The following is a 21988-nucleotide window of genomic DNA, read 5'->3' as shown; positions in this document are numbered from 1 at the left end:
GATCACTTGTTCCCTTCGGCACCGGCCGTGTTGAGGTTCTGCAGGCGGGACAGGTCGCTGATGTCGCCCACGTCGCCGGCGGCGCGGAGCGAGTCGAGGTACGACTCGTACTCTGCCTCGCTCACGACCTTGACGTTGAAGAGCATCGCGGAGTGGTACTCACCGCAGAGCTCGGCGCACTTGCCCTCGTAGGTGCCCTCACGAGTGGGTGTGAACGACCACTCGTTCTCGCGGCCGAGGTACATGTCCTTCTTGTAGAGGAAGTCGATGATCCAGAAGGAGTGAATGACGTCGCGCGAGCGGAGGTCGATCTTCACCGTCTTGTTGACGGGGAGGTACAGCGTCGGCACGTCCTGCAGGTCGTAGCCGTCGGAGGTCGCCTTGGCCTGGACGCCCATCGAGTAGACGGCGTCGGAGTTGTCTTCGTTCTTGCCGTTGTACTGGAAGTCCCAAGCCCACTGCTTGCCGTAGGCCGTGATCGACACGTCGGGGTTGTCGTACTGGGTCTCGAGCGTGTTCTGGTCGCGGGCCGTGAAGGCGAAGAACCCGACCACGAGGATCAGCGGGACGACCGTGTAGAAGATCTCGACGGGCATGTTGTAGCGCAGCTGCACCGGCAGCCCCGTCTGGCCCTTGCGGCGGCGGTAGGCGATGACGGCCCACAGCATGAGGCCCCACGTGATGACACCCACCGCGAGCAGCACGATCCACGAGTTGACCCACAGACCGGCGACCATGTCGGTGTGGTTCGTCGCGGGCGTTCCGTCATCCACGAACCCGGGGAGGAACCCGTGAAGCTGCGAGGTGCTGCAGCCGGCAAGGAGTGCGACGGAAGCGATCCCGACGGGGACGGCTGCCCAACGAAGGCGACGTTTGGAGGGCACAGTGCACCTTTCCGGGTCGTGGATGTTGCTCTCGACAGTCTAGAGCAACCTCTTACTGTTCTCTGGCCAATCGTCCAGTGCCGAACAATCGAAAACCCCCGGTTTTCGCGGTGTGATCCGCCAAAACCGGGGGCATCGAATTCGGTGCCGGAGCGTCGTGTCGAAGCGTCAGTGGAAGCTGTCGCCGCACGCGCAAGAACCCTGCGCATTGGGGTTGTCGATGGTGAAGCCCTGCTCCGAGATCGTGTCCTTGAAGTCGATGCTCGCACCGTCGAGGTACGGCACGCTCATGTCGTCGACGATGACCTCGACGCCGTCGAAGTCGGCAACCTTGTCGCCGTCGAGGTACCGCTCGTCGAAGTAGAGCTGGTAGATGAGGCCCGAGCATCCGCCGGGCTGGACGGCGACGCGCAACCGGAGGTCGTCACGGCCCTCCTGGGAGAGCAGGCTCTTCACCTTGTCGGCGGCGGCGTCGGTCAGGGCGACTCCGTGCTCGCGGGTGACGGCGTTCGTCGACAGTGTGGTGTCGGTCATGGCGTGGCCCTTCGGGTCGTTCGGTCGCGGGGACGGGACGATTCTACGCCCGCCTCGCCCCCGCGGGTCCGATCAGACGGTGCGGCGATTCAGCCGCTCGAGCAGCAGCGCCTCCGAGACGAGGGCGTTGCTGAAGGTCTCGAGGTGCAGCGACTCGTTGGGGCTGTGTGCGCGGGCGTGCGGGTCCTCCACACCGGTGACGAGGATCTGGGCCTCGGGGAACTCGCGGACCAGGTCGGCGATGAACGGGATCGATCCGCCGATACCGACGTCGACGGCATCCACCCCGTATCCCTCGGCGAAGGACGCGCGCGCGTCCTCGACGGCCCACCCGCCGGTGTCCACGAGGAAGGCGTCGCCGCAGTCGATGTCGCTGAACTCCAGCTGCGCGCCGAAGGGAGCGTGGGCGCGGAGGTGTGCCTCGATCGCGGCGAACGCCTCGTGCGCCGACTGCCCGGGCGCGACGCGCGCGCTGATGACCACCCGCGTCTCGGGGGCCAGAGTGTTGGATGCCGCCTCGGTGGGGGTGGCATCCCATCCGGTGATGGTGACGGAGGGCTTGTTCCAGATGCGGCTGAGGATGCTGTCGCGCCCGATCGGCGAGACGCCGTCGAGGAGGCCCGACTCGGCACGGAGAGTCGCCTCGTCGTACTCGGGGGTCTCGGCGTCGCGGACCGCGAGCCCCTCGACCGCCACGGCGCCGTCGTCGTCCCACAGCGTCGCGAGCAGCTTGACGGTGGCGAGCATGGCATCCGGGACCGCGCCGCCCATCATCCCCGAGTGGGACGCGTGCGCGAGGGTGCGCACCGTGAGCGTGAAGCGCGCGTTGCCGCGCAGCGACACCGTGAGACCGGGCGTGCGATCGTCCCAGTTGCCCGAGTCGGCCACCACGATCACGTCGGAGCGGAGGACGTCGGCGTGGTCGACGAGGAACTGCGCGAACGAACGCGAGCCGTACTCCTCCTCTCCCTCGATGAACACCGCGATGCCCAGGTCGAGGTCGTCGCCGAGCGCCTCCGCGAGAGCGCGAATCGCGCCGACGTGCACCATGACGCCGGCCTTGTCGTCCGCGGCACCGCGTCCGTACAGGCGGCCGTCGCGGACCGTCGGCTCGAAGGGCGGCGAATCCCAGAGCGCTTCGTCGCCCGGGGGCTGGACGTCGTGGTGGGCGTACAGCAGGACGGTCGGTCGGCCGTTGCGAGCGGGACGGGATGCCAGGACGGCGGGCTGTCCGAGCTCGTCGCCGTCGGCGATCGTGGAGCGCGCCACCTCGACGCGCTCGAAGACGCCGGTGCCGCGCAGCAGCTCGGCGACGGCGTCGGCGCTGCGCACCACCGCGGACTGGTCGAACGCCGGCCAGGCGATGGAGGGGATGCGCACGAGCGCACCGAGATCGGCGAGGGCTGCGGGGATGCCGTCGGACGCGGTGGCGCGCACGGCATCCTGCCGGGACAGGTCAGGGGTCATGCGGGTAATCTTAAGTCTCCGATCCAGTGAGCTCTCGAGGTTATCCGTGGCCAAGTCCCCCGCCCCCGTCCCGAACGACGCCCCCGTCGCGTCGGATGTCACCGCCTCGGGCAAGGGGCGTGCGACGCCGTCTCGGGCCGAGCAGGAGGCCGCTCGCAAGCGTCCCCTGGTGGCCGACACCAAGGAGGCGAAGGCCCGCGCCCGCGCCGAACTCGCCGCTCAGCGCGAGAAGGCCCGCGTCGGCATGGCCGCCGGCGACGAGCGGTACCTGCCCGTGCGCGACAAGGGTCCGCAGCGTCGGTTCGCGCGCGACTTCGTCGACGCCGGGTGGCACCTCGGCGAGGGCGTCATGCCCTTCATGGTGCTCGTGATCGTGCTCACTCTCATCCCGAACGGCTTCTTCCAGTACTGGTCGTTCGTGGCGCTGTGGATCTTCATCCTCTTCGTCATCGGCGACATGATCATCACGTCGATCCGCGTGAAGCGCGCCGCGAAGGCGAAGTTCGGCGAGAGCAAGGTCGAGAAGGGTCTCGGCTGGTACGCGGCGATGCGCACCGTGCAGATGCGCTTCATGCGCCTGCCCAAGGCGCAGGTGAAGCGCGGCCAGTACCCGGCCTGACGTTTCCCTACGGCGGCGGCGTGGTCCCTCGGGATCCGCCGCCGTCGGCGTCTTTCCCGGGCGTGCAGTACGACGTGCCGCGCCCCGGTGGGCGTCACCGGCGCGGAGCCAGCCCCCGGTTGATCTGACGCGCCCAGAGAGGGCCGCGGTAGAGGAACGCCGTGTAGCCCTGGACGAGCGTCGCGCCGTGTGCGAGCCGTTCGCGGACGTCGGCGGCGGTCTCCACTCCCCCGGCCGAGATGACGACGAAGTCCGCCGGGACGGCGGCGCGCACCAGGTCGAGGACGTCGAGCGCGCGCTGCTTCAACGGCGCCCCGGACAGCCCACCGCCACCGGCGGCCTCGACGGCCGCCGCCGGGGTGCGCAGACCCTCGCGGCCGATGGTCGTGTTGGTGGCGATGATTCCGGCCAGGCCCACGTCGACGGCGAGTCGCGCGATGTCACCCACCTCGTCGTCGGCGAGGTCGGGAGCGATCTTGACCAGCAGCGGTGTGGTGCCGGCCGCGTCGAGCACGGCCGTCAGCAGCGGTCGCAGGGTCTCGACGGCCTGCAGGCCGCGGAGGCCGGGCGTGTTCGGCGACGAGACATTGACGACGAGGTAGTCGGCCAGGGGCGCCAGCAGTCGCGCGCTGCGGACGTAGTCGGTCGTGGCATCCTCGACGGCGACCGCCCGGCTCTTCCCGATGTTCACGCCGATGACGGGGCGACGGCGGGAGCGGCGCAGCGCGCGGAGCCGCCGAGCCGCGGCCTGGGCACCCTGGTTGTTGAAGCCCATGCGGTTGATCACCGCGCGGTCGGCCACCAGACGGAAGAGGCGCGGCTTCGGATTGCCCGGCTGCGGAAGTGCGGTGACGGTCCCCACCTCGACGTGACCGAAGCCCAGCGCGCGCAGCCCGCGGACCATCGTCACGTTCTTGTCGAAGCCCGCCGCGACGCCGAACGGCGACTCGAACTCGAGGCCCAGCGCCCGGACGCGCAGCGACGGGTCGGCCGCCGTGGCCGTGCGGACGAGGGATGCCACCGGCCCGACGCCCGCGGCGCGGATGACGAGGGCACCCAGATGGTGCGCGAACTCGGGGTCGAGGCGGCTCAGGACCGAGCGGAAGAGAAGGGGATACATCCCCGCCAGGCTACTGGACGTCGTCCGCCGCGACGGGCGTCGCGGAGGGACGTGCGGCATGATCGGCCCGCAACTGCGCGATCGCGGCGTCGAAGTCGTCCAGCGATTCGAAGGCCTGATAGACGCTCGCGAAACGCAGATACGCCACCTCGTCGAGTTCGCGCAGCGGCCCGAGGATCGACAGGCCGATCTCGTTCGCCTCGATCTGCGACGATCCGGTCTGACGGATCGCCTCCTCGACCTGTTGCGCGAGCATGGCGAGATCGGCATCCGTGACCGGCCGCCCCTGGCAGGCCTTCCGGACGCCCGACATGACCTTCTCGCGGCTGAACGGTTCGACGACGCCGGAGCGCTTGATCACGTTGAGACTCGCGGTCTCGACGGTCGAGAAGCGACCGCCGCACTTCGGGCACTGCCGACGGCGACGGATGCTGAGGCCGTCGTCGCTCGTTCGCGAATCGATGACGCGGGAGTCGGGGTTGCGGCAGAACGGGCAGTGCATGGGAAACCTCGATCAGTCGGCGAAGCGTGCCGTGACGGCCTCGCCGTGGGCGGGCAGGGCTTCGGCCTCGGCGAGGGTCACGATGGATTCGTGCACCGCCGCCAGCGCGGCGCGGTCGTACTCGACGACCTGCTGGGGGCGCAGGAACGTCGCGGCCGACAGCCCCGAGCCGTAGCGCGCCTGACCGCCGGTCGGTAGGACGTGGTTGCTGCCGGCGAGATAGTCGCCCAGGCTCACCGGGGTGTAGGGGCCGACGAACACGGCGCCCGCGTTGACGAAGTCCTCGGGGCGGGGATCGGCGAGGTGGAGCTCCAGGTGTTCGGGCGCATAGGCGTTGCTGAATGCCGTCGCCTGCGCGATGTCGTCGACCAGCACGATCGCGGACTGCGGACCACCGAACGCCGCGCGCACACGCTCGGCGTGGCGCGTCGTGGCGACGCGTGGCTCGAGCGCCGCGCGCACCGCCTCGGCGAGCTCGGGACTGTCGGTCACGAGCACGGCCGAGGCCTGCTCGTCGTGCTCGGCCTGGCTGACGAGATCGGCGGCGACCAGCGCCGCATCGGCCGCGCCGTCGGCGACGATGAGGATCTCGGTCGCTCCCGCCTCGGAATCGGTCCCGACCCGGCCCGCGACCGCACGCTTCGCGGAGGCGACGAAGTTGTTGCCCGGCCCCGTGACGACGTCGACCGGGTCGAGCCCGAGCGAGGAGACCCCGAAGGCGAACGCGCCGATCGCGCCGGCACCGCCCATCGCGTAGACCTCCGTCACACCGAGGAGCTTCGCGGCGGCCAGGATCACCGGGTGGACGCGACCGCCGAACTCGGCCTGCGGCGGGGACGCGAGTGCGACCTCGCGCACACCCGCGACCTGCGCGGGCACGACGTTCATCACGACGCTGGACGGGTAGACAGCCTTGCCGCCCGGCACATATAGCCCGACACGGCGCACCGGCTGCCAGCGCTGCGTGACACGCGCACCCGGACCGAGCTCGGTCACCGTCGGCGCGGGGATCTGGGCCGCGGACGCGGCACGCACGCGGCGGATCGCCTCGTCGAGCGCGTCCCGGATGCCGGGATCGAGCTCGGCGAGGGCTTCGTCGAGGTGTGCGGCGGGAACCGCGATGGCGTGGTCGCTGACGCGGTCGAATCTCTCGGCCTGCTCGCGCAGCGCCTCCTCGCCCCGACGGGCGACATCGTCGACGATACGGGCGGCGGTGGCGAGGGCCTCGTCACGGGCTGCATCAGCCCGGGGTACGACGGCGAGGAACTCGGCCGGCGAGAGCACGCGGCCGCGCAGATCGATGGTGCGGAGCATGGTTCCAGGCTACCGGTCGACGACGAGCCGCCCGCCGTGGCGCGGGCGGCTCGCAGGGGGTGCTCAGCCGCGCGTGACGCCCCGGACGTCGTGCAGGTAGCCGATCCGACCGTCGTCGTGACGGATCACGAACGTCTCACCGCGGTCCTCGATCACGAGCGCCCACGCGGTGGGTCCGACGCGGAAGATCGGCGTGCCGTAGTCGTCCACGACCTCGCGTTCGTCGGGTGCCAGCGCCCAGAACGCCTGGGGCTGCGGGTGACGCGGCGCGGCGTCGTGTCCGGAGTGCTCCGAGACGTGCGCGGAGTCGGCCGACGCGCCGATCACGTCGGTGTCGTGCGCGTCGCCGTGCGTCGGGAAGACGGACGTCGCCGGCTCCGCCTCGTTCGCGTGGGGCAGATCGGTGGAGCCGGTGTAGCTCCCGGGAACCGGGCCGCGCTCGGCGGCCGCGTCCTGCTCGTACGCCGTGTGCTCGTGAGCCTCGTGACCGTGCTCCGCGTGCTCGTGTCCGGCGGGTGCGACGGCCGGGGTCGACCGCACGGGACGCGGACGCGCCGGGCGCTTCACGACCGCACGGACAGGCCGCGCGTTGCGGTGCGCGGCGACCTCTGGGCGGCCCTGGAAGTCCTGCTCGAACGGCGGGATGATCGGCGCGAAGACCGTCAGGACGACGCCGGCCAGGGTGAGGACGGCCCCCACCCAGACCACCCAGGTGCGCGACCAGAGCCCGGTGTCGGCGGCGATGGACACGGTGTCCCACACCCACGCGACCCACACCAGCGCCGCGACGGAGAACGCCACCGAGGCGAACTGGTCGATACCGAGCGAGCCGACCCGACGGATGCCCTGCGGGGAGAGACGGCGCAGAGCCAGGAGACCGACCGCGATCGTGGGGAGAGCCACCGTGGGGATCCACCACAGGTTGGAGAGCCAGACGTTCGAGCCGCCCCCGAGCACGCGGACGTTCGGGGGGAGGTTGTTGAGGGGGAAGAACGAGACGATGAAGAGCACAGCCCAGATGCCGAGCAGCGACACCTCGCGCACCGAGAACGGCCCGACGCCGTACTGCGGCGCGTCGCCGTCGCGTGGCGCCGGCGCCTCGGACTGCGCGTGGGCGTCGGCATCCGGCAGTTCGGTGTGCGTCGCGCGGCGCGCGTTGACGTGCGCCCGTGCGTCGACGCTCGGCGTCGGGGCGAAGACGTCGTCGATGTCACCGGTGTCGGTGGCGGAGCGTGAAGCACGCGGCTCGGATGCCGCGGCCTCGGGGGCCGCGGGGTCGGGCCAGCGGGCGGATTCCTCCGCCGGCGAGCCCGCGTTCTCCACGGGCGAGTCGTCGTAGCGATCGGTCACGATGGTCCTTTCGTTCGGGCGCCTCGGCACCCGTCGTCATTGTGAGACTGACGTCGTCGAGTCGGGAAGCACCCCGGGTTGACAACGCGCGCCACGCGTCAGCCCAGACAGTTGGGACCGAGGAGTCCCTTGAGTTCTCCGAACAGGTCAGCCGTCACACGCACCGGCATCGGCACCTCGAAGACCTTGGCGGTCCCACCTTTGTGCAACTTGAGAGTCACCTCCGTGTCACCGGCATGCCGCCGCAGCATCTGGGCGAGTTCGCTCACGAGCGTCTCGTTCGCACGCTGCTCGGGGACGACGAGTGTGAGACCGCTCAGGGCGTCGAAGCCCTCGAGATCGGGGGTGAAGGCCGACTGCGCGTGCAGGTTGAGTCCGTCGTCGCGGCGGGACACACGCCCGCGGACGACGAGGATCGAGTCGGCCTGCAGCACCGGGGCGAACTCCGCGTACGTCTTGCCCATGAACATCACGGTCACCTCGCCGTTGAAGTCCTCCACGGTGACCATGCCGTACGGGTTGCCGCTCTGCTTCGCCACCCGGTGCTGCACGCTGGTGAGAAGGCCCGCGACGGTGACCTGATCTCCGTCCTGCACGTCGTCCGAGGCGAGCAGGTCATGGATCGACGTGGACGCGTGCTTCGCGAGGGGGACCTCGAGCCCCGCGAGCGGGTGATCGGAGACGTAGAGGCCGAGCATCTCGCGCTCGAACGCGAGCTTGTCCTTCTTCGTCCACTCGGGCCGCTCGGGCACCTTCTCGACCTGCTGCGGCTCGTCCCACAGCGAGTCGAAGTCGAAGCCGACCTCGCCATTGGCCTCGCGCCGCTTGTCGAGCACGGCGCCCTCGCAGGCATCCTCGTGGATCTCGATCAGTGCGCGACGCGTGGAGCCCAGCGAGTCGAAGGCCCCGGCCTTGATCAGCGATTCGACCGTGCGCTTGTTCGCCACGTGCAGCGGCACCTTGGCCAGGAAGTCGTGGAACGACGTGTACTTGGCATCCTGACGCGCCGCGACGATCCCGTCGACGACGTTCGCACCGACGTTGCGGACCGCGCCGAGACCGAAACGGATGTCTTCACCGACGGCCGCGAAGAAGCGGATCGACTCGTTGACGTCGGGCGGGAGCACCCGGATCCCCATGCGGCGGCACTCGTTGAGGTACACCGCCATCTTGTCCTTCGAGTCGCCGACGCTGGTGAGGAGCGCGGCCATGTACTCGGCGGGATAGTGCGCCTTGAGGTACGCCGTCCAGTACGACACGAGTCCGTACGCGGCGGTGTGCGCCTTGTTGAAGGCGTAGTCGGCAAACGACTCGAGCACCTTCCACAGCGTCTGCTGCGCCTCCTCGCCGAAGCCGCGCTCGGTCATGCCGCCGAAGAAGATCTCCTTCTGCTTGTCGAGCTCGGATTTCTTCTTCTTGCCCATCGCGCGCCGGAGCAGGTCGGCCTGACCGAGCGTGTAGCCGGCGACGCGCTGCGCGACGGCCATGACCTGCTCCTGATAGACGATCAGACCGTAAGTCGTGTCGAGGATGTCGGCGAGCGGCTCCTCGAGCTCGGGGTGGATCGGCTCGATCTCCTGCTGCTTGTTCTTGCGCAGCGCGTAGTTGATGTGCGAGTTGACGCCCATCGGGCCCGGGCGGTAGAGCGCGAGCACCGCCGAGATGTCCTCGAAGTTGTCGGGGCGCATGAGGCGCAGCAGCGACCTCATGGGTCCGCCATCGAGCTGGAACACGCCCAGCGTGTCGCCGCGGGCGAGCAGTTCGTAGGACTCGGCGTCATCGAGCGCGAGGTCTTCCAGCACCAGCGGGTGCCCGCGGTTGGCCTCGATGTTGTCGAGCGCGTCGTTGATGATCGTGAGGTTGCGCAACCCCAGGAAGTCCATCTTGATCAGGCCGAGCGACTCGCACGCCGGGTAGTCGAACTGCGTGACGATCTGGCCGTCCTGCTCGCGGCGCATGATCGGGATGATGTCGATCAGCGGTTCGCTGGACATGATGACGCCGGCGGCGTGGACACCCCACTGGCGCTTGAGGTTCTCGAGCCCGAGCGCCGTGTCGAACACGGTCTTGGCCTCGGGGTCGGTCTCGATGAGCGTGCGGAACTCGCTCGCCTCTTTGTAGCGCGGGTGCTCGGGATTGAACATGCCGTCGAGCGGCATGTCCTTGCCCATCACCGCCGGGGGCATGGCCTTGGTGAGCTTGTCGCCCATGCTGAAGGGGAAGCCCAGCACACGACCGGCATCCTTGAGCGCCTGCTTGGCCTTGATCGTGCCGTACGTGACGATCTGCGCGACGCGCTCGTCGCCGTACTTCTCGGTCACGTACTGGATGACCTCGCCACGACGACGATCGTCGAAGTCGACGTCGAAGTCGGGCATGGAGACGCGGTCGGGGTTCAGGAAGCGCTCGAAGATCAGGCCGTGCTGCAGCGGATCCAGGTCGGTGATCTTCATGGCGTACGCGACCATCGAGCCGGCACCCGAACCACGTCCGGGACCCACCCGGATGCCGTTGTTCTTGGCCCAGTTGATGAAGTCGGCGACCACGAGGAAGTAGCCCGGGAACCCCATCTGCAGGATGACGTCGGTCTCGTACTCGGCCTGCTTGCGCACGGCATCCGGGATGCCGCCCGGGTAGCGGTCGTGGAGGCCGTTCTCGACCTCTTTGATCATCCAGCTGCCCTCGGTCTCACCCTCGGGGACCGGGAAGCGCGGCATGTAGTTGGCCGAAGTGTTGAACTCGACCTCGCAGCGCTCGGCGATGAGGAGCGTGTTGTCACAGGCTTCGGGGTTGTCGCGGAAGACCTGCCGCATCTCGGCGGCGGACTTGACGTAGTAGCCGTCGCCGTCGAACTTGAAGCGCTTGGGGTCGTCGAGCGTCGAGCCGGACTGCACGCAGAGCAGAGCCGCGTGGCTCGTGGCGTCGTGCTGGTGCGTGTAGTGGAGGTCGTTGGTGCCGACCAGGGGGATGTCGAGTTCTTTCGCGATCCGGAGCAGGTCGGACATGATCCGACGCTCGATCGACAGGCCGTGATCCATGATCTCGGCGAAGTAGTTGTCTTTGCCGAAGATGTCCTGGAACTCGGCCGCCGCCGCCTTGGCGGCGTCGTACTGGCCGAGCCGGAGGCGCGTCTGGACCTCGCCCGAGGGGCACCCGGTCGTCGCGATGAGGCCCTTGCTGTACGTCTGCAGCAGCTCGCGGTCCATGCGGGGCTTGAAGTAGTAGCCCTCCATGCTCGACCGCGACGAGAGCCGGAACAGGTTGTGCATGCCCTCGGTGGTCTCGGACAGCAGCGTCATGTGCGTGTACGCGCCGGAACCCGACACGTCGTCGCTCTGCTGCTCGGGGGTTCCCCACCGCACGCGGGACTTGTCGGAGCGGTGGGTGCCGGGGGTCACGTAGGCCTCGATGCCGATGATCGGCTTGATGCCGGCATCCTTCGCCGTCTTGTAGAACTCGTAGGCCGCGAACGTGTTGCCGTGGTCGGTCACGGCGATCGCCGGCATGCCCAGTTTGACCGCCTGCTGCACCATGGGACCGATGCGCGCGGCGCCGTCCAGCATGGAGTACTCGCTGTGCACGTGAAGGTGAACGAAGGAGTCTGCTGCCACCCGTCGAGTGTACGTTCCCCCTCCGACATCCGATCGAAGGCGGCCCGGGCTAACGTGGGCGCGTGCCCACACCCGACTTCGTCCTGGAGCTCCGCCGTCACGTCGGCACGAGCCCGCTCCCCCTCGTCGGCGTGACCGCCGTGATCGTGCGCGGCGACGACGTGCTGCTGGGTCGCCGCAGCGACACCGGCCGGCTCACCCCCATCACCGGCATCGTCGACCCGGGCGAGGAACCGGCCGATGCCGCGGCGCGCGAGGCCGAGGAGGAGGCCGGCGTCCGCATCCGGGTGGAACGTCTCGCGTGGGTGCACCAGATCCCCCGCGTCACCTACGCCAACGGCGACCAGAGCGATTACCTCGACCTGACCTTCGCGTGCACGTGGATCGACGGCGAACCCGAGCCGGTCGACGGCGAGATGACCGAGGTCGGGTGGCATCCGATCTCCGGGATCGACGGGATCCTGGATGCCGAGATGTCGGCGCGCGTGTCCGCGGCGCTGACGCCCGGGCCGGCGAGGTTCGAGGGCGGACGCTGACCCGCGTCAGACGCCGTCGCGCAGGACGTCGAGTGCGTGCTGCAGATCCGCCGGATAGGGCGACTCGAAGCCCACCCACTCCCCCGTGGCGGGGTGCGTGAAGGCCAGCCGATGCGCGTGCAGCCACTGCCGCGTGAGACCGAGCCGCGCCGACAGCGTGGGGTCCGCGCCGTAGAGCGGATCGCCCGCGCACGGGTGGCGGTGCGCCGCCATGTGCACGCGGATCTGGTGCGTGCGGCCCGTCTCGAGATGGATCTCGAGCAGCGACGCACGCGGGAACGCCTCGAGCGTCTCGTAGTGCGTGACGGAATCCTTGCCGTCGGGAGTGACGGCGAACTTCCACGAGTGGTGGGGGTGCCGCCCGATCGGGGCGTCGATGGTGCCCGCAAGCGGATCCGGGTGCCCCTGGACCACGGCGTGGTAGATCTTGTCGACCGTCCGGTCCTTGAACGCCGCCTTGAGCAGCGTGTACGCGCGCTCGGTCTTCGCGACGACCATGAGGCCGCTCGTGCCGACGTCGAGCCGATGCACGATCCCGCGGCGCTCCGCGGCACCGCTCGTGGCGATACGGAAACCGGCGGCCGCGAGGGCACCGAGCACGGTCGGCCCTTCCCATCCGACGGAGGGGTGCGCCGCGACGCCGGCGGGCTTGTCGACCACGACGATGTCGTCGTCGTCCCAGACGATCCCGAGGTCGGGGACCTCGACCGGGATCACTTCGGGGTCGCGCTTCGGTTCCCACTCGACGTTGAGCCAGGCCCCCGCGCGCAGGCGGTCGGAGCGTCCGACGGTGCGGCCGTCGACGCTCACTCCCCCGGCGTCGGCCACCTCCGCCGCGAACGTGCGCGAGAAGCCGAGCATCTTGGCCAGGGCCTGATCGACGCGCGCTCCCTCGAGCCCGTCGGGAACGGGCAGACTCCGCGAGTCCATGTCAGCGCGCGCCCTGCTCGCCGGGCGTCTCGACCGGCTCGTCGGCGGCGACCTCGGCGTCGCGGGAACCGCGCTTCTCTCGCGTGCCGTCGAGCCGCAGGCCCAGGAGCACGAGGAGGGCGACGGAGATCATCATCGTCACGATGAACATGTCGGCGACGTTGTAGATCGCCGGCATCATCCACGGCGTCGAGATGAAGTCCACGACGTGACCGACCGGGAAGCCCGGCGCCCGCAGGAGACGGTCGCTGAGGTTGCCGAGCACACCGCCCAGCAGCAGCCCGAGCACGACCGCCCACAGGCGCGAACGCACCCGGGTCACGGCCAGGAACAGGATGATGACCGCCACGACCGCGAGCGCGATCGTGAAGATCCAGGTGACGCCCTCACCGAGCGAGAACGCCGCCCCCGGGTTTCGGACGAGATAGAACTGCAGGAAGTCGCCGAGGATCGGCACCACCCGCTCCGGGGGAAGGCCGGCGATGGCCGCTGCCTTCGCCAACTGGTCGGCGGCCAGCACCGTCGCCGCGAGAATCGCGACGAGGGCGCCGGCCGCCGCCGAACGCAGAGGAGATCGACTGCGCAAAGAGTCGGCCTACAGACCGATCGCCGAGACGGGCGTCGAGCCCGACGACGAACCGGCCGTGTCGAGGTCGCGGAGCTGACCCTCGATGTAGGAACGCAGCTGCGAACGGTAGTCGCGCTCGAAGTTGCGCAGCTCGGTGATGCGGCCCTCGAGGACCGTGCGCTCCTTCTCCAGGCGGGCACGCTCTTCGCGTCCCTGCTTCTCAGCGTCGGCGACGATGGATGCCGCCTGCGCCTGGGCCTCGGAGATGAGCTGGTCGCGCTGCGCCTTGCCCTCGGCGACGTGCTCGTCGTGCAGGCGCTGGGCCAGCTCGATGATGCCGGCGCTCTGCGTGGCGGGGGCCACGTCGGACTCGGCGGCCGGGGCCGCAGCCGGGGCGGGCACCTCGGAGACGACGGGCTCTTCGGCCTGGGGCGCCTCGGCGACCGGCGCCGCGGGGGCGGCTTCACCGGACTCGAACGCGGCGAGCTTGGCCTTCAGCTCCTCGTTCTCGGCGATCGTCTTGCGCCACTCGACGACGATCTCGTCGAGGAAGTCGTCGACCTCGTCGGGGTCGAAGCCCTCCTTGAAACGCACATGCTGGAACTGCTTGGTGACGACATCATCGGGGGTCAGTGCCATGGTGTTTCCTCTTTCGAGAGCTCTGAATCGGAACGTGGGGGGGTGTCGCACCGGGGCACACCGCTTCGGAACAGCATAGCCGCCGCCCTTCTTCGGTGTCGAAGGGCGACGGCTATGCGGGGGTCACAGAGCGGCGAGCGACCGCGTGACACTGAGGAGCAGGAAGCACGCGAACATCGTGATGGCGAACGCGAAATCGATCGCGATGCCGCCGATGCGCAGCGGCGGAATCACCCGCCGGAGGAGCCGGATGGGTGGGTCCGTCACGGTGTAGACGATCTCGGCCACCACCAGCATGGCGCCTCGGGGACGCCACTCGCGGTTGAACATCGGGATGTACTCCAGGACCAACCGGGCCAGGAGCAGAACGATGTAGATGAAAAGCAGCGCGCTGAGGATGGAGCCGACCAGGCTCAGGACGGCCACGATCGCTTACTGGGACGCGAAGGGCGAGCCCTCGGGGTCGGCCTGCGCGATCGCACCGTCACCGGAGACGGCGATGTTCTCGGGAGAGAGCAGGAAGACCTTGCTCGTGACCCGCTCGATGCGTCCGTACAGACCGAGCGACAGGCCGCTCGCGAAGTCGATCAGGCGGCGCGCGTCGGCGTCGCTCATCTGCGACAGGTTGATGATGACCGGGATCCCCTCGCGGAAGTTCTCGGCGATCGTCTGCGCGTCGCGGTACTGCTTGGGGTGCACCGTGAGGATCTCGCTCACCGGGCCGGCGGCCGGCTGGCGCACCACGGCGGGGCGGTGCAGCGGGGTCACCGGAGCGGCCTTCTCGACCGGCGCGGGCTGCACGGACTGCTTGCGCGCGACCGGCTGCGGGGCGGTCTCCTCATAGGTCTCCTCCTCGTCGGCGAGGCCCAGGTACACCATCGTCTTCTTGAGCGGGTTCGACATCGCATCCTCCGTTCGCTCGTCTGTTTCGAGGCTAGTCGCGAGGGGGTCGCGGACCCGTGATTGCCGAACCGATCCGTAGGTGTGTCGCGCCCATCGCGATCGCCTCGGGGAAATCGCCCGTCATTCCGGCCGAGATCCAGGTCGCGTCGGGAACGACACGCCGCACGGCGTCGGCGCAGTGCCGCAGACGCTCGAAGGCACGGGCGGGGTCCTCGTCGAGCGGCGCGACGGCCATGACGCCCCGCACGCGCAGGCTCTCGAGAGCGGCGACGTAGGCGGCGAGAGCCTCCACCTCGGACTGCGCGACGCCGCCGCGACCGGGGTCGTCGGTCAGGTTCACCTGGAGCAGCACGTCCAGGCGGGAGCCGTCGTCCGCGGCATCCAGGGCATCCGCAATGCGGGTGCGGTCCACCGAATGGACCGCGTCGGATGCCGCTCGCACGGCGCGCGCCTTGTTGGTCTGGGCCTGGCCGATGAAGTGCCAGCGGAGGCCGTCGAGGCCACCCACCTCGTGATGCTTGGCGGTGAGCTCCTGCTGGCGGTTCTCCCCCACGTCCCGGACGCCGAGCGCGTAGAGGTCGGTGATGAGCGAGACCGGGTGGAACTTCGTCACCACGATGCGGGTGATCTCGGCGGGGTCGCGTCCGGCGGAGCGGGCGGCGTCGACGATCCGCGCGTCGACGTGGGCGAGGCGGTCGGCGAGAGCGGCATCCATGGGTCCTCCTTCGACGACGCAGCGGGCCCGGTGTCACCGGACCCGCTGCATCAGTCGTTCGTCGTCACTTGAGGAAGTCGGGCACGTCCAGGTCGTCGTCGGCGAAGCCGGAGTCGTAGGACGTGTCGGGGACGCGAGCGGCCACCGGTGCCGGCTCGGGCGTGCGCTCCGGCGTCTGCGCCTTCTGCTCCTCGGCGGCGCTGAGGTCGCGCGCCACGTCGTCGGCGGGGATCGCCGGCACCGCGGGAACGGCCACCGGACGCTGGGCACCGACGGGGTCGATGCGCAGCGACGGCTCGCCGCCGTCGAAGCCGGCCGCGATGACCGTGACACGGACCTCGTCGCCGAGGGTGTCGTCGATGACGGTTCCGAAGATGATGTTGGCCTCGGGGTGCGCGGCCTCCTTCACCAGCTGGGCGGCGTCGTTGATCTCGAAGATGCCGAGGTTCGATCCGCCCTGGATCGAGAGCAGGACGCCGTGCGCTCCCTCGATGGAGGCTTCGAGGAGCGGCGACTCGACGGCGAGTTCCGCGGCCTTGATCGCACGGTCCGCGCCGCGCGCGGAGCCGATTCCCATGAGCGCGGAGCCCGCGCCCTGCATGACCGACTTGACGTCGGCGAAGTCGAGGTTGATGAGACCGGGGGTCGTGATGAGGTCGGTGATGCCCTGCACACCGGCCAGGAGCACCTGGTCGGCCGTCGCGAACGCCTCGATCATCGAGATGCCGCGGTCGCTGATCTCGAGGAGGCGGTCGTTCGGCACCACGATGAGCGTGTCGACCTCCTCCTTCAGGCGTCCGACACCGGCCTCGGCCTGGCTCTGACGACGACGGCCCTCGAACGAGAACGGCTTCGTGACGACACCGATGGTCAGGGCCCCGATCGACTTGGCGATCTTCGCCACGACCGGTGCGCCACCCGTGCCGGTTCCGCCACCCTCGCCCGCGGTCACGAAGACCATGTCGGCGCCGCGCAGCGCCTCCTCGATCTCCTCCGCGTGGTCCTCGGCGGCGCGACGGCCCACCTCGGGGTCGGCACCGGCACCCAGGCCGCGCGTGAGCTCGCGCCCGACGTCGAGCTTGACGTCGGCGTCGCTCATCAGCAGCGCCTGTGCATCGGTGTTGATCGCGATGAACTCCACGCCGCGCAGGCCCAGCTCGATCATGCGGTTGACGGCGTTGACGCCGCCTCCGCCCACACCGACGACCTTGATGACGGCGAGGTAGTTCTGGTTCTGGCTCATGCCGGCCTCCGTTATCCCCGAACCTGAAACTCTAAACCTCATGTTGAGGGTTAAAGAATTGCCCGGTATGCAATTCCTTAGCTCGAAGGTAGGCGGCGGTTCCGGCTCGGCCGGACCGACACGCGGCGTGTCGGGTTATCCCGTCGCGGATCAGCGGATGACGCCGGCCTCGGGCGACGTGACGTCGTATTCCTTGGTGCGATCGGGCGGGCTCTTCTGCATCAGCAGGTCGAGGACACGCGCCTTCTCCGCCGAGCGGTCGGCACTCCCCCACGCGACCTTCGACCCGGTCGCCCCGAGGGTAAGGGTCACGTCGTCCGGCGTCGAGGCGGAGACAGCCGTCACCTGGGAACGGATGCCATCGGGCAGAGCGCGCACGACGCGGCCGGCCGCGCGGAACGCGTCGGATTGCGTTCCCCCGGAGATGTCGAGGACCGGCTGGCCGGCCGGGGCGGTGGGAGTCGTGGACAGCACGACGCCGGCGGCATCCACGAGGGTGAAGCCCGCGGGCGTCTGGACGACGCCGACGGGGGTGCGCTCGACGATCCGCACGATGAGGTCGTGGGGCGGCCGCGCCTCGAGCGTGTACGACTCCACGAGCGGGAACCGCACGAGCGCAGCCTTCACCGCGCTGTCGTCGACCATCGCGAGAGGCGTGCCGACCTGGCCCTTGAGCGCGTCCGCGACGGCGGCGGCATCCAGCTGGGACGTCCCCACGACGTCCACGCGCTCCACCGCGAACAGCGGGCTGTACGCGGCGCCCGCGGTGCCGAGCACCATCACGACGAAAGCGATCGCGACGCCGACCCAGATCCGCCGGCGACGACGCTGGCGGACGGTGAAGCGCCGCACCTCGGCACGCAGCGCCCGACGCCGCGCCCGCGAGGCGCGCCACACGTCCCGGAGGCCCGTGTCAGCGGCATCCGGTTCGATCGACGGCTCGTCCGCGAACGGGAGCGGCAGAGGGACGACGTCCGCGGGGCGTTCACCGCGAGCGGGGGCGTCCCGCGGCGCGAGGGGCGGCTCGGCGGGGTGCGACCCCGGCGTCGGGGGCAGGGGCGAGGGCCGGCGCACGGCTCAGACCGCCGCGGCCTCGGTGCGGGAGAGCGCCTCGAGCACCTGCGGGATGATCTGGTACACGTTCCCGCAGCCGAGGGTGATGACGTAGTCGCCGGGACGCGCGATGCGCGCGGTGTAGTCCGCGGCGCTCTGCCAGTCCGGGACGTAGTGCACGTGCTCCGGGTCGGCGAAGGCGTTGCTCACCAGCTCGCCGGTGACCCCGGGCACGGGGTCCTCACGCGCGCCGTACACGTCGAGCATGACGGTGTGATCGGCCAGCGACTCGAGGACCTCGGCGAACTCGCGGTACATCTCCTGCGTGCGCGAGTAGGTGTGCGGCTGCTGGATCGCGATGATGCGTCCCTCGCCCACGACCGTCCGCGCGGCCGACAGAGCGGCCGCCACCTCCGTCGGGTGGTGCGCGTAGTCGTCGTACACGCTGACGCCGCGCTCGACGCCGTGGAGCTCGAACCGGCGGACGGTTCCGCCGAAGTCCTCGACCGCGCGGGCGGCCTCGACGAGGCCGTAGCCCAGCACGCGCAGCACCGCGACGGCACCGGCGGCGTTCACCGCGTTGTGCGCGCCGGGCACCCGCAGCTGCACGTCGACGCTCTCGCCGCCCGCGGTGAGGGTGAAGGCGACGGGACCCTCGGTGCGGATGCCGGTCAGGCGCACGTCGGCCGCGGCATCCTGGCCGAACGTCACGACGTTCGGGTGGGTCAGACGCGCGGTCACGGCCCGAGCCCCGGGATCGTCGGCGGACACGACGACGGCCTCGCGCGCCGCGTCGGCGAAGCGGGCGAACGCCGCATCGAAGGCCTCACGGGAGCCGTAGTGGTCGAGGTGGTCGGGGTCGACGTTGGTGATCAGCGCGACGGACGTGTCGTACAGCAGGAACGTGCCGTCGGACTCGTCGGCCTCGATCACGAACAGGTCGTCCGCCCCCGTGCCGCTCGAAGCGCCGAGGTCGGCGATGACGCCGCCGTTCACGAACGTCGGGTCGGCGTCGAGCGTCCGGAGGGCGGTGACGATCATGCCGGTCGACGTGGTCTTTCCGTGCGCGCCGGCGACCGAGACGAGACGTCGCCCGCCGATGAGCCAGTGGAGCGCCTGGGACCGGTGGATCACGTGCAGGCCGCGCTCCTTGGCCGTCACGAACTCGGGGTTCTCGGGCCAGATCGCGCCCGTGTGCACCACGGTGTCGGCGTCGCCGAGGTGGGCGGCGTCGTGACCGACGTGGACCGTCGCGCCGCGAGCCGCGAGGTCGCGCAGCGCGGCGCTGTCGGCGCGGTCGGAGCCGGAGACCCGGATGCCGCGGTCGAGGAACATGCGCGCCAGTCCGGACATCCCGGAGCCGCCCACGCCGATGAAATGCGCGGACGTGATGGTCTCGGGGATGGGGAGGCTCAGGTCGGGTCTGATCATGACCTTGCGATCCTACGTCGCGCGGGTGACGGCCCGGGCCCGGCGCGCCCGGTGCGACGGCCTGCCCCGCGCCTCAGCGCCGGTCGAGCGCCGCGTCCAGGAGGGCGATGACGTTCTCCGTGCCGGCGCGGGTCCCCGTCCGCGCCGCCGCGGCGCGCATCGCCTCGCGCGCGTCGGTGTCGCGCAGGAGCGGCACGATCTCACCCCGTACGCGATCGGCGATGAACTCCGCGTCGGCGATGAGCCGCGCCGCGCCGGCGCGCACCGCGGAGGCCGCATTGAGGCTCTGCTCGCCGTTTCCCACGGCGTACGGCACGTACACGGCGGGGATCCCCAGCGCGCTGATCTCGCTCACCGTGGCCGCCCCCGAGCGCGACACGATGAAGTCCGCGAGGGCGAACGCCAGATCCATCCGGTCGACGTACCGCACGAGCGCGTACCCGGGGACCCCGGGGTCGGCGAGGTCGGACTTCTCCCCCGTCACGTGCAGCAGCTGCCAGCCGGCGTCGAGCACGTCGCGCCACGCACCGCCGAACGCCTCGTTGAGACGTTGGGCCCCGAGCGACCCGCCGAACACGAGGAGCGTGGGGGTGGTGGCATCCAGTCCGAAATGCGCGGCGGCCTCGGCGCGCAGGGCCGCGCGGTCGAGGTCCACGATCTCGCGGCGCAGGGGCATGCCGACGACCCGGGCACCGCGCAGCGGCGTGCCCTCGAACGCCACGCCGACCCCCGCCGCGGCGCGCGCGCCCAGGACGTTGGCGAGGCCCGGCTTCGCGTTGGCCTCGTGCACGACGAACGGCACGCGCTCCCGGCGCGCCGCGACGTACGCGGGAGCTGCGGCGTAGCCGCCGAACCCCACGACAGCGTCGACGCCGCGCTCGCGGATGATGCGCCGGACCTGCGCGACCGCGCGGCGGAACCGGCCCGGGAAGGCCGCAGCGGCGCGGTCGGGACGGCGCGGGAACGGCACCTTGTCGACGAACAGCAGCTCGTATCCGCGCAGGGGCACGAGACGGGCCTCGAGCCCCTCACGGGTGCCGAGCACCAGGACCTCGTCGGCGGCGTCGCGGGCGCGGAGTCCGTCGGCCACGGCGAGCAGGGGGTTCACGTGCCCGGCGGTCCCGCCGCCGGCCAGAAGGGTGGTCGTCACCCTTCGACCCTAACCAGCCCGACGGATGACACCGCCCCGGCGCCCCGCCCCAGGCCCCCGGGGTACTGCGTCAGATCACGTGATCCGGCCGAGATCACGCGGCAAGACGCGCCACGGCGTGTGCGCTCCGCCAGACCACGTGATCTGGACGTCGGACGCGCCGCCCCGCCGGGCTCAGCGCTGGCGGCGACGCGCGGCGCGCGGCGGGGCCGCGGCGACGGGGCGGCGATCCGGCAGCGTGCGCGCGCACGACAGCAGGACGCCGCACGCGATGAGGACCGACAGCAGCGACGTGCCGCCCTGCGACATGAACGGCAGCGGCACGCCCAGCACCGGAAAGATGCGGAGCACCACACCGACGTTCACGATCGCCTGGCCGACGATCCAGAGGGTGACCGAGCCCGCGACGATGCGCACGAACGTGTCGTCGGTGCGGCGGACGATGTGGAACGCGCCGACCGCGAACAGCGCGAACAGGGCCAGGACGACGAGGCATCCGATGAGCCCGAGCTCTTCGCCGATGATCGCGAAGATGTAGTCGTTCGCGGCCGCGGGGAGCCAGTCGTACTTCTCCTTCGAGTTGCCGAGGCCGAGCCCGAACACTCCCCCGCTCGCCAGGCCCCAGATCCCGTGCAGCGACTGATAGCACGAGGTGTAGTAGCACGAAGCGTCGTCGGGGTCGAAGAGGTTGGCGATGCGCGCCATGCGGTTCTCGCTGCCGAACGCCGACGCGAGGACGACCACGAGCGACAGCACGGCCGGGACGATGAACATCCGCAGCTTGATCCCGGCGAAGAACAGCGCACCCAGAACGACCAGCACGAGGATCATCACCGTGCCGAGGTCCCTGCCGCCGAGCACGGTGCCGATCACGATCACCGCGACGGGCACGACCGGGATGAACACGTGCTTCCACGACGTCAGCAGGCGGCGCTTGCGGTACAGCACCGCCGCCATCCACAGCGCGAGGGCGAGCTTGAGGAACTCGGCCGGCTGGAACTGGAACCCGGCGATCTGCACCCAGTTGCGGTTTCCGTACGACTCGATGCCCAGGCCCGGCACGTAGACGAGCAACTGGAACAGGGTCGCGAAGATCAGCACCGGCCACGCGATGCGCTTCCAGAACTGCATCGGCGCGCGGCTGAGCACGAACATCAACGGGATGCCGATGACGGCGAAGATCCCCTGCTTGAGCACGTGGTCGAAGGGGTTCTGGCCGCCGTCCGTCGCCGAGGTCGCCGACAGCACCATCACGAGGCCGAAGCCCGTGAGCAGCAGCGCCGCCGAGGCGATGAGGAGGAACTCGCTCGGCACGGGCTGGAACGCACGGCCCAGGGACACGCGCGCGGCGAGTCCGGAACGTGCCGGCTCGCCCTCGGGCGCCTGGCGGGGCGGGGGTGCGGTGGTGGTCACGCGGTG

General features: G+C 70.2%; 21 protein-coding genes. 2 read left to right on the top strand and 19 right to left on the bottom strand.

Annotation, left to right across the window (positions count from 1 at the left end; genetic code table 11):
* Positions 1-2: 2 nt before the first annotated feature.
* The 3 genes from ctaC to AVW09_RS05165 form a co-directional block, all read right to left on the bottom strand.
* Positions 3-884, bottom strand: a complete 882-nt coding sequence (gene ctaC, locus AVW09_RS05175; protein ID WP_082822824.1) for an aa3-type cytochrome oxidase subunit II — start codon at positions 882-884, stop codon at positions 3-5.
* A 168-nt stretch (positions 885-1052) separates the two neighbouring features.
* A complete protein-coding gene (erpA, locus tag AVW09_RS05170) occupies positions 1053-1418 on the bottom strand; it encodes an iron-sulfur cluster insertion protein ErpA (RefSeq protein WP_022878533.1) in 366 nt (121 codons plus the stop codon).
* Between the two features lie 72 nt (positions 1419-1490).
* Complete coding sequence (locus tag AVW09_RS05165) at positions 1491-2885, bottom strand: dipeptidase (protein WP_063256992.1); 1395 nt, start codon at positions 2883-2885, stop codon at positions 1491-1493.
* 46 nt (positions 2886-2931) lie between these two features.
* On the opposite strand from AVW09_RS05165, the gene AVW09_RS05160 reads away from it, so the two are divergent.
* The gene (locus tag AVW09_RS05160) at positions 2932-3504 is read left to right on the top strand and encodes a DUF3043 domain-containing protein (RefSeq protein ID WP_022878531.1); all 573 of its coding nucleotides are present in this window, start codon (positions 2932-2934) and stop codon (positions 3502-3504) included.
* 94 nt (positions 3505-3598) lie between these two features.
* On the opposite strand, the gene AVW09_RS05155 is transcribed toward AVW09_RS05160, so the two are convergent.
* From AVW09_RS05155 to dnaE, 5 genes are all read right to left on the bottom strand, one after another.
* Positions 3599-4624 (bottom strand): quinone-dependent dihydroorotate dehydrogenase, encoded by a 1026-nt coding sequence (locus AVW09_RS05155; RefSeq protein ID WP_063256991.1) that lies wholly within the window; start codon positions 4622-4624, stop codon positions 3599-3601.
* 10 nt (positions 4625-4634) lie between these two features.
* Positions 4635-5126 (bottom strand): transcriptional regulator NrdR, encoded by a 492-nt coding sequence (gene nrdR / locus AVW09_RS05150; protein ID WP_063256990.1) that lies wholly within the window; start codon positions 5124-5126, stop codon positions 4635-4637.
* Between the two features lie 12 nt (positions 5127-5138).
* A complete protein-coding gene (gene hisD / locus AVW09_RS05145; protein WP_063256989.1) occupies positions 5139-6440 on the bottom strand; it encodes a histidinol dehydrogenase in 1302 nt (433 codons plus the stop codon).
* Positions 6441-6503: 63 nt separating this feature from the next.
* A complete protein-coding gene (locus AVW09_RS18190) occupies positions 6504-7790 on the bottom strand; it encodes a hypothetical protein (protein ID WP_231901775.1) in 1287 nt (428 codons plus the stop codon).
* A gap of 98 nt (positions 7791-7888) precedes the next feature.
* Positions 7889-11353: a DNA polymerase III subunit alpha gene (gene dnaE / locus AVW09_RS05135; RefSeq protein WP_063257063.1), complete on the bottom strand. Its 3465-nt coding sequence runs from the start codon at positions 11351-11353 to the stop codon at positions 7889-7891.
* Positions 11354-11463: 110 nt separating this feature from the next.
* On the opposite strand from dnaE, the gene AVW09_RS05130 reads away from it, so the two are divergent.
* Positions 11464-11937: an NUDIX domain-containing protein gene (locus AVW09_RS05130; protein ID WP_063256988.1), complete on the top strand. Its 474-nt coding sequence runs from the start codon at positions 11464-11466 to the stop codon at positions 11935-11937.
* Positions 11938-11943: 6 nt separating this feature from the next.
* Here the strand turns inward: AVW09_RS05130 and AVW09_RS05125 are convergent, their stop codons facing one another.
* The 11 genes from AVW09_RS05125 to ftsW form a co-directional block, all read right to left on the bottom strand.
* Positions 11944-12867, bottom strand: coding sequence for an RluA family pseudouridine synthase (locus AVW09_RS05125; RefSeq protein WP_063256987.1), 924 nt, complete (start codon positions 12865-12867; stop codon positions 11944-11946).
* A gap of 1 nt (position 12868) precedes the next feature.
* Complete coding sequence (lspA, locus tag AVW09_RS05120; RefSeq protein WP_063256986.1) at positions 12869-13453, bottom strand: signal peptidase II; 585 nt, start codon at positions 13451-13453, stop codon at positions 12869-12871.
* A gap of 9 nt (positions 13454-13462) precedes the next feature.
* Positions 13463-14074 (bottom strand): DivIVA domain-containing protein, encoded by a 612-nt coding sequence (locus tag AVW09_RS05115; RefSeq protein ID WP_063256985.1) that lies wholly within the window; start codon positions 14072-14074, stop codon positions 13463-13465.
* A gap of 123 nt (positions 14075-14197) precedes the next feature.
* Entirely contained in the window at positions 14198-14500 is a 303-nt protein-coding gene (locus tag AVW09_RS05110) for a YggT family protein (RefSeq protein ID WP_022877736.1), read from the bottom strand.
* 6 nt (positions 14501-14506) lie between these two features.
* Complete coding sequence (locus AVW09_RS05105; RefSeq protein ID WP_063256984.1) at positions 14507-14977, bottom strand: cell division protein SepF; 471 nt, start codon at positions 14975-14977, stop codon at positions 14507-14509.
* Positions 14978-15008: 31 nt separating this feature from the next.
* Complete coding sequence (locus AVW09_RS05100) at positions 15009-15692, bottom strand: YggS family pyridoxal phosphate-dependent enzyme (RefSeq protein WP_063256983.1); 684 nt, start codon at positions 15690-15692, stop codon at positions 15009-15011.
* Between the two features lie 64 nt (positions 15693-15756).
* The gene (ftsZ, locus tag AVW09_RS05095) at positions 15757-16935 is read right to left on the bottom strand and encodes a cell division protein FtsZ (protein ID WP_063256982.1); all 1179 of its coding nucleotides are present in this window, start codon (positions 16933-16935) and stop codon (positions 15757-15759) included.
* Positions 16936-17085: 150 nt separating this feature from the next.
* On the bottom strand, positions 17086-18009 hold the full coding sequence (locus tag AVW09_RS05090; RefSeq protein WP_082822822.1) for an FtsQ-type POTRA domain-containing protein: 924 nt from the start codon (positions 18007-18009) through the stop codon (positions 17086-17088).
* Between the two features lie 3 nt (positions 18010-18012).
* Complete coding sequence (murC, locus tag AVW09_RS05085; RefSeq protein WP_063256981.1) at positions 18013-19419, bottom strand: UDP-N-acetylmuramate--L-alanine ligase; 1407 nt, start codon at positions 19417-19419, stop codon at positions 18013-18015.
* Positions 19420-19492: 73 nt separating this feature from the next.
* On the bottom strand, positions 19493-20569 hold the full coding sequence (locus AVW09_RS05080) for a UDP-N-acetylglucosamine--N-acetylmuramyl-(pentapeptide) pyrophosphoryl-undecaprenol N-acetylglucosamine transferase (protein WP_063256980.1): 1077 nt from the start codon (positions 20567-20569) through the stop codon (positions 19493-19495).
* A gap of 174 nt (positions 20570-20743) precedes the next feature.
* Positions 20744-21982 (bottom strand): putative lipid II flippase FtsW, encoded by a 1239-nt coding sequence (ftsW, locus tag AVW09_RS05075; protein ID WP_063256979.1) that lies wholly within the window; start codon positions 21980-21982, stop codon positions 20744-20746.
* Between the last annotated feature and the right edge of the window lie 6 nt (positions 21983-21988).

The sequence above is a fragment of the Microbacterium sp. T32 genome (assembly GCF_001619615.1).
Classification (GTDB): Bacteria; Actinomycetota; Actinomycetes; order Actinomycetales; family Microbacteriaceae; genus Microbacterium.
This window is presented reverse-complemented; position numbering and strand designations above follow the sequence as displayed.

Coding starts and splice junctions, on each gene's coding strand:
- erpA (WP_022878533.1), bottom strand. CDS start 1,418: ATGACCGACACCACACTGTCGACGAACGCCGTCACCCGCGAGCACGGA.
- murC (WP_063256981.1), bottom strand. CDS start 19,419: ATGATCAGACCCGACCTGAGCCTCCCCATCCCCGAGACCATCACGTCC.
- nrdR (WP_063256990.1), bottom strand. CDS start 5,126: ATGCACTGCCCGTTCTGCCGCAACCCCGACTCCCGCGTCATCGATTCG.
- AVW09_RS05165 (WP_063256992.1), bottom strand. CDS start 2,885: ATGACCCCTGACCTGTCCCGGCAGGATGCCGTGCGCGCCACCGCGTCC.
- AVW09_RS05155 (WP_063256991.1), bottom strand. CDS start 4,624: ATGTATCCCCTTCTCTTCCGCTCGGTCCTGAGCCGCCTCGACCCCGAG.
- AVW09_RS05125 (WP_063256987.1), bottom strand. CDS start 12,867: ATGGACTCGCGGAGTCTGCCCGTTCCCGACGGGCTCGAGGGAGCGCGC.
- AVW09_RS05105 (WP_063256984.1), bottom strand. CDS start 14,977: ATGTCGAACCCGCTCAAGAAGACGATGGTGTACCTGGGCCTCGCCGAC.
- hisD (WP_063256989.1), bottom strand. CDS start 6,440: ATGCTCCGCACCATCGATCTGCGCGGCCGCGTGCTCTCGCCGGCCGAG.
- dnaE (WP_063257063.1), bottom strand. CDS start 11,353: ATGCTGGACGGCGCCGCGCGCATCGGTCCCATGGTGCAGCAGGCGGTC.
- ftsZ (WP_063256982.1), bottom strand. CDS start 16,935: ATGAGCCAGAACCAGAACTACCTCGCCGTCATCAAGGTCGTCGGTGTG.
- AVW09_RS05115 (WP_063256985.1), bottom strand. CDS start 14,074: ATGGCACTGACCCCCGATGATGTCGTCACCAAGCAGTTCCAGCATGTG.
- AVW09_RS05100 (WP_063256983.1), bottom strand. CDS start 15,692: ATGGATGCCGCTCTCGCCGACCGCCTCGCCCACGTCGACGCGCGGATC.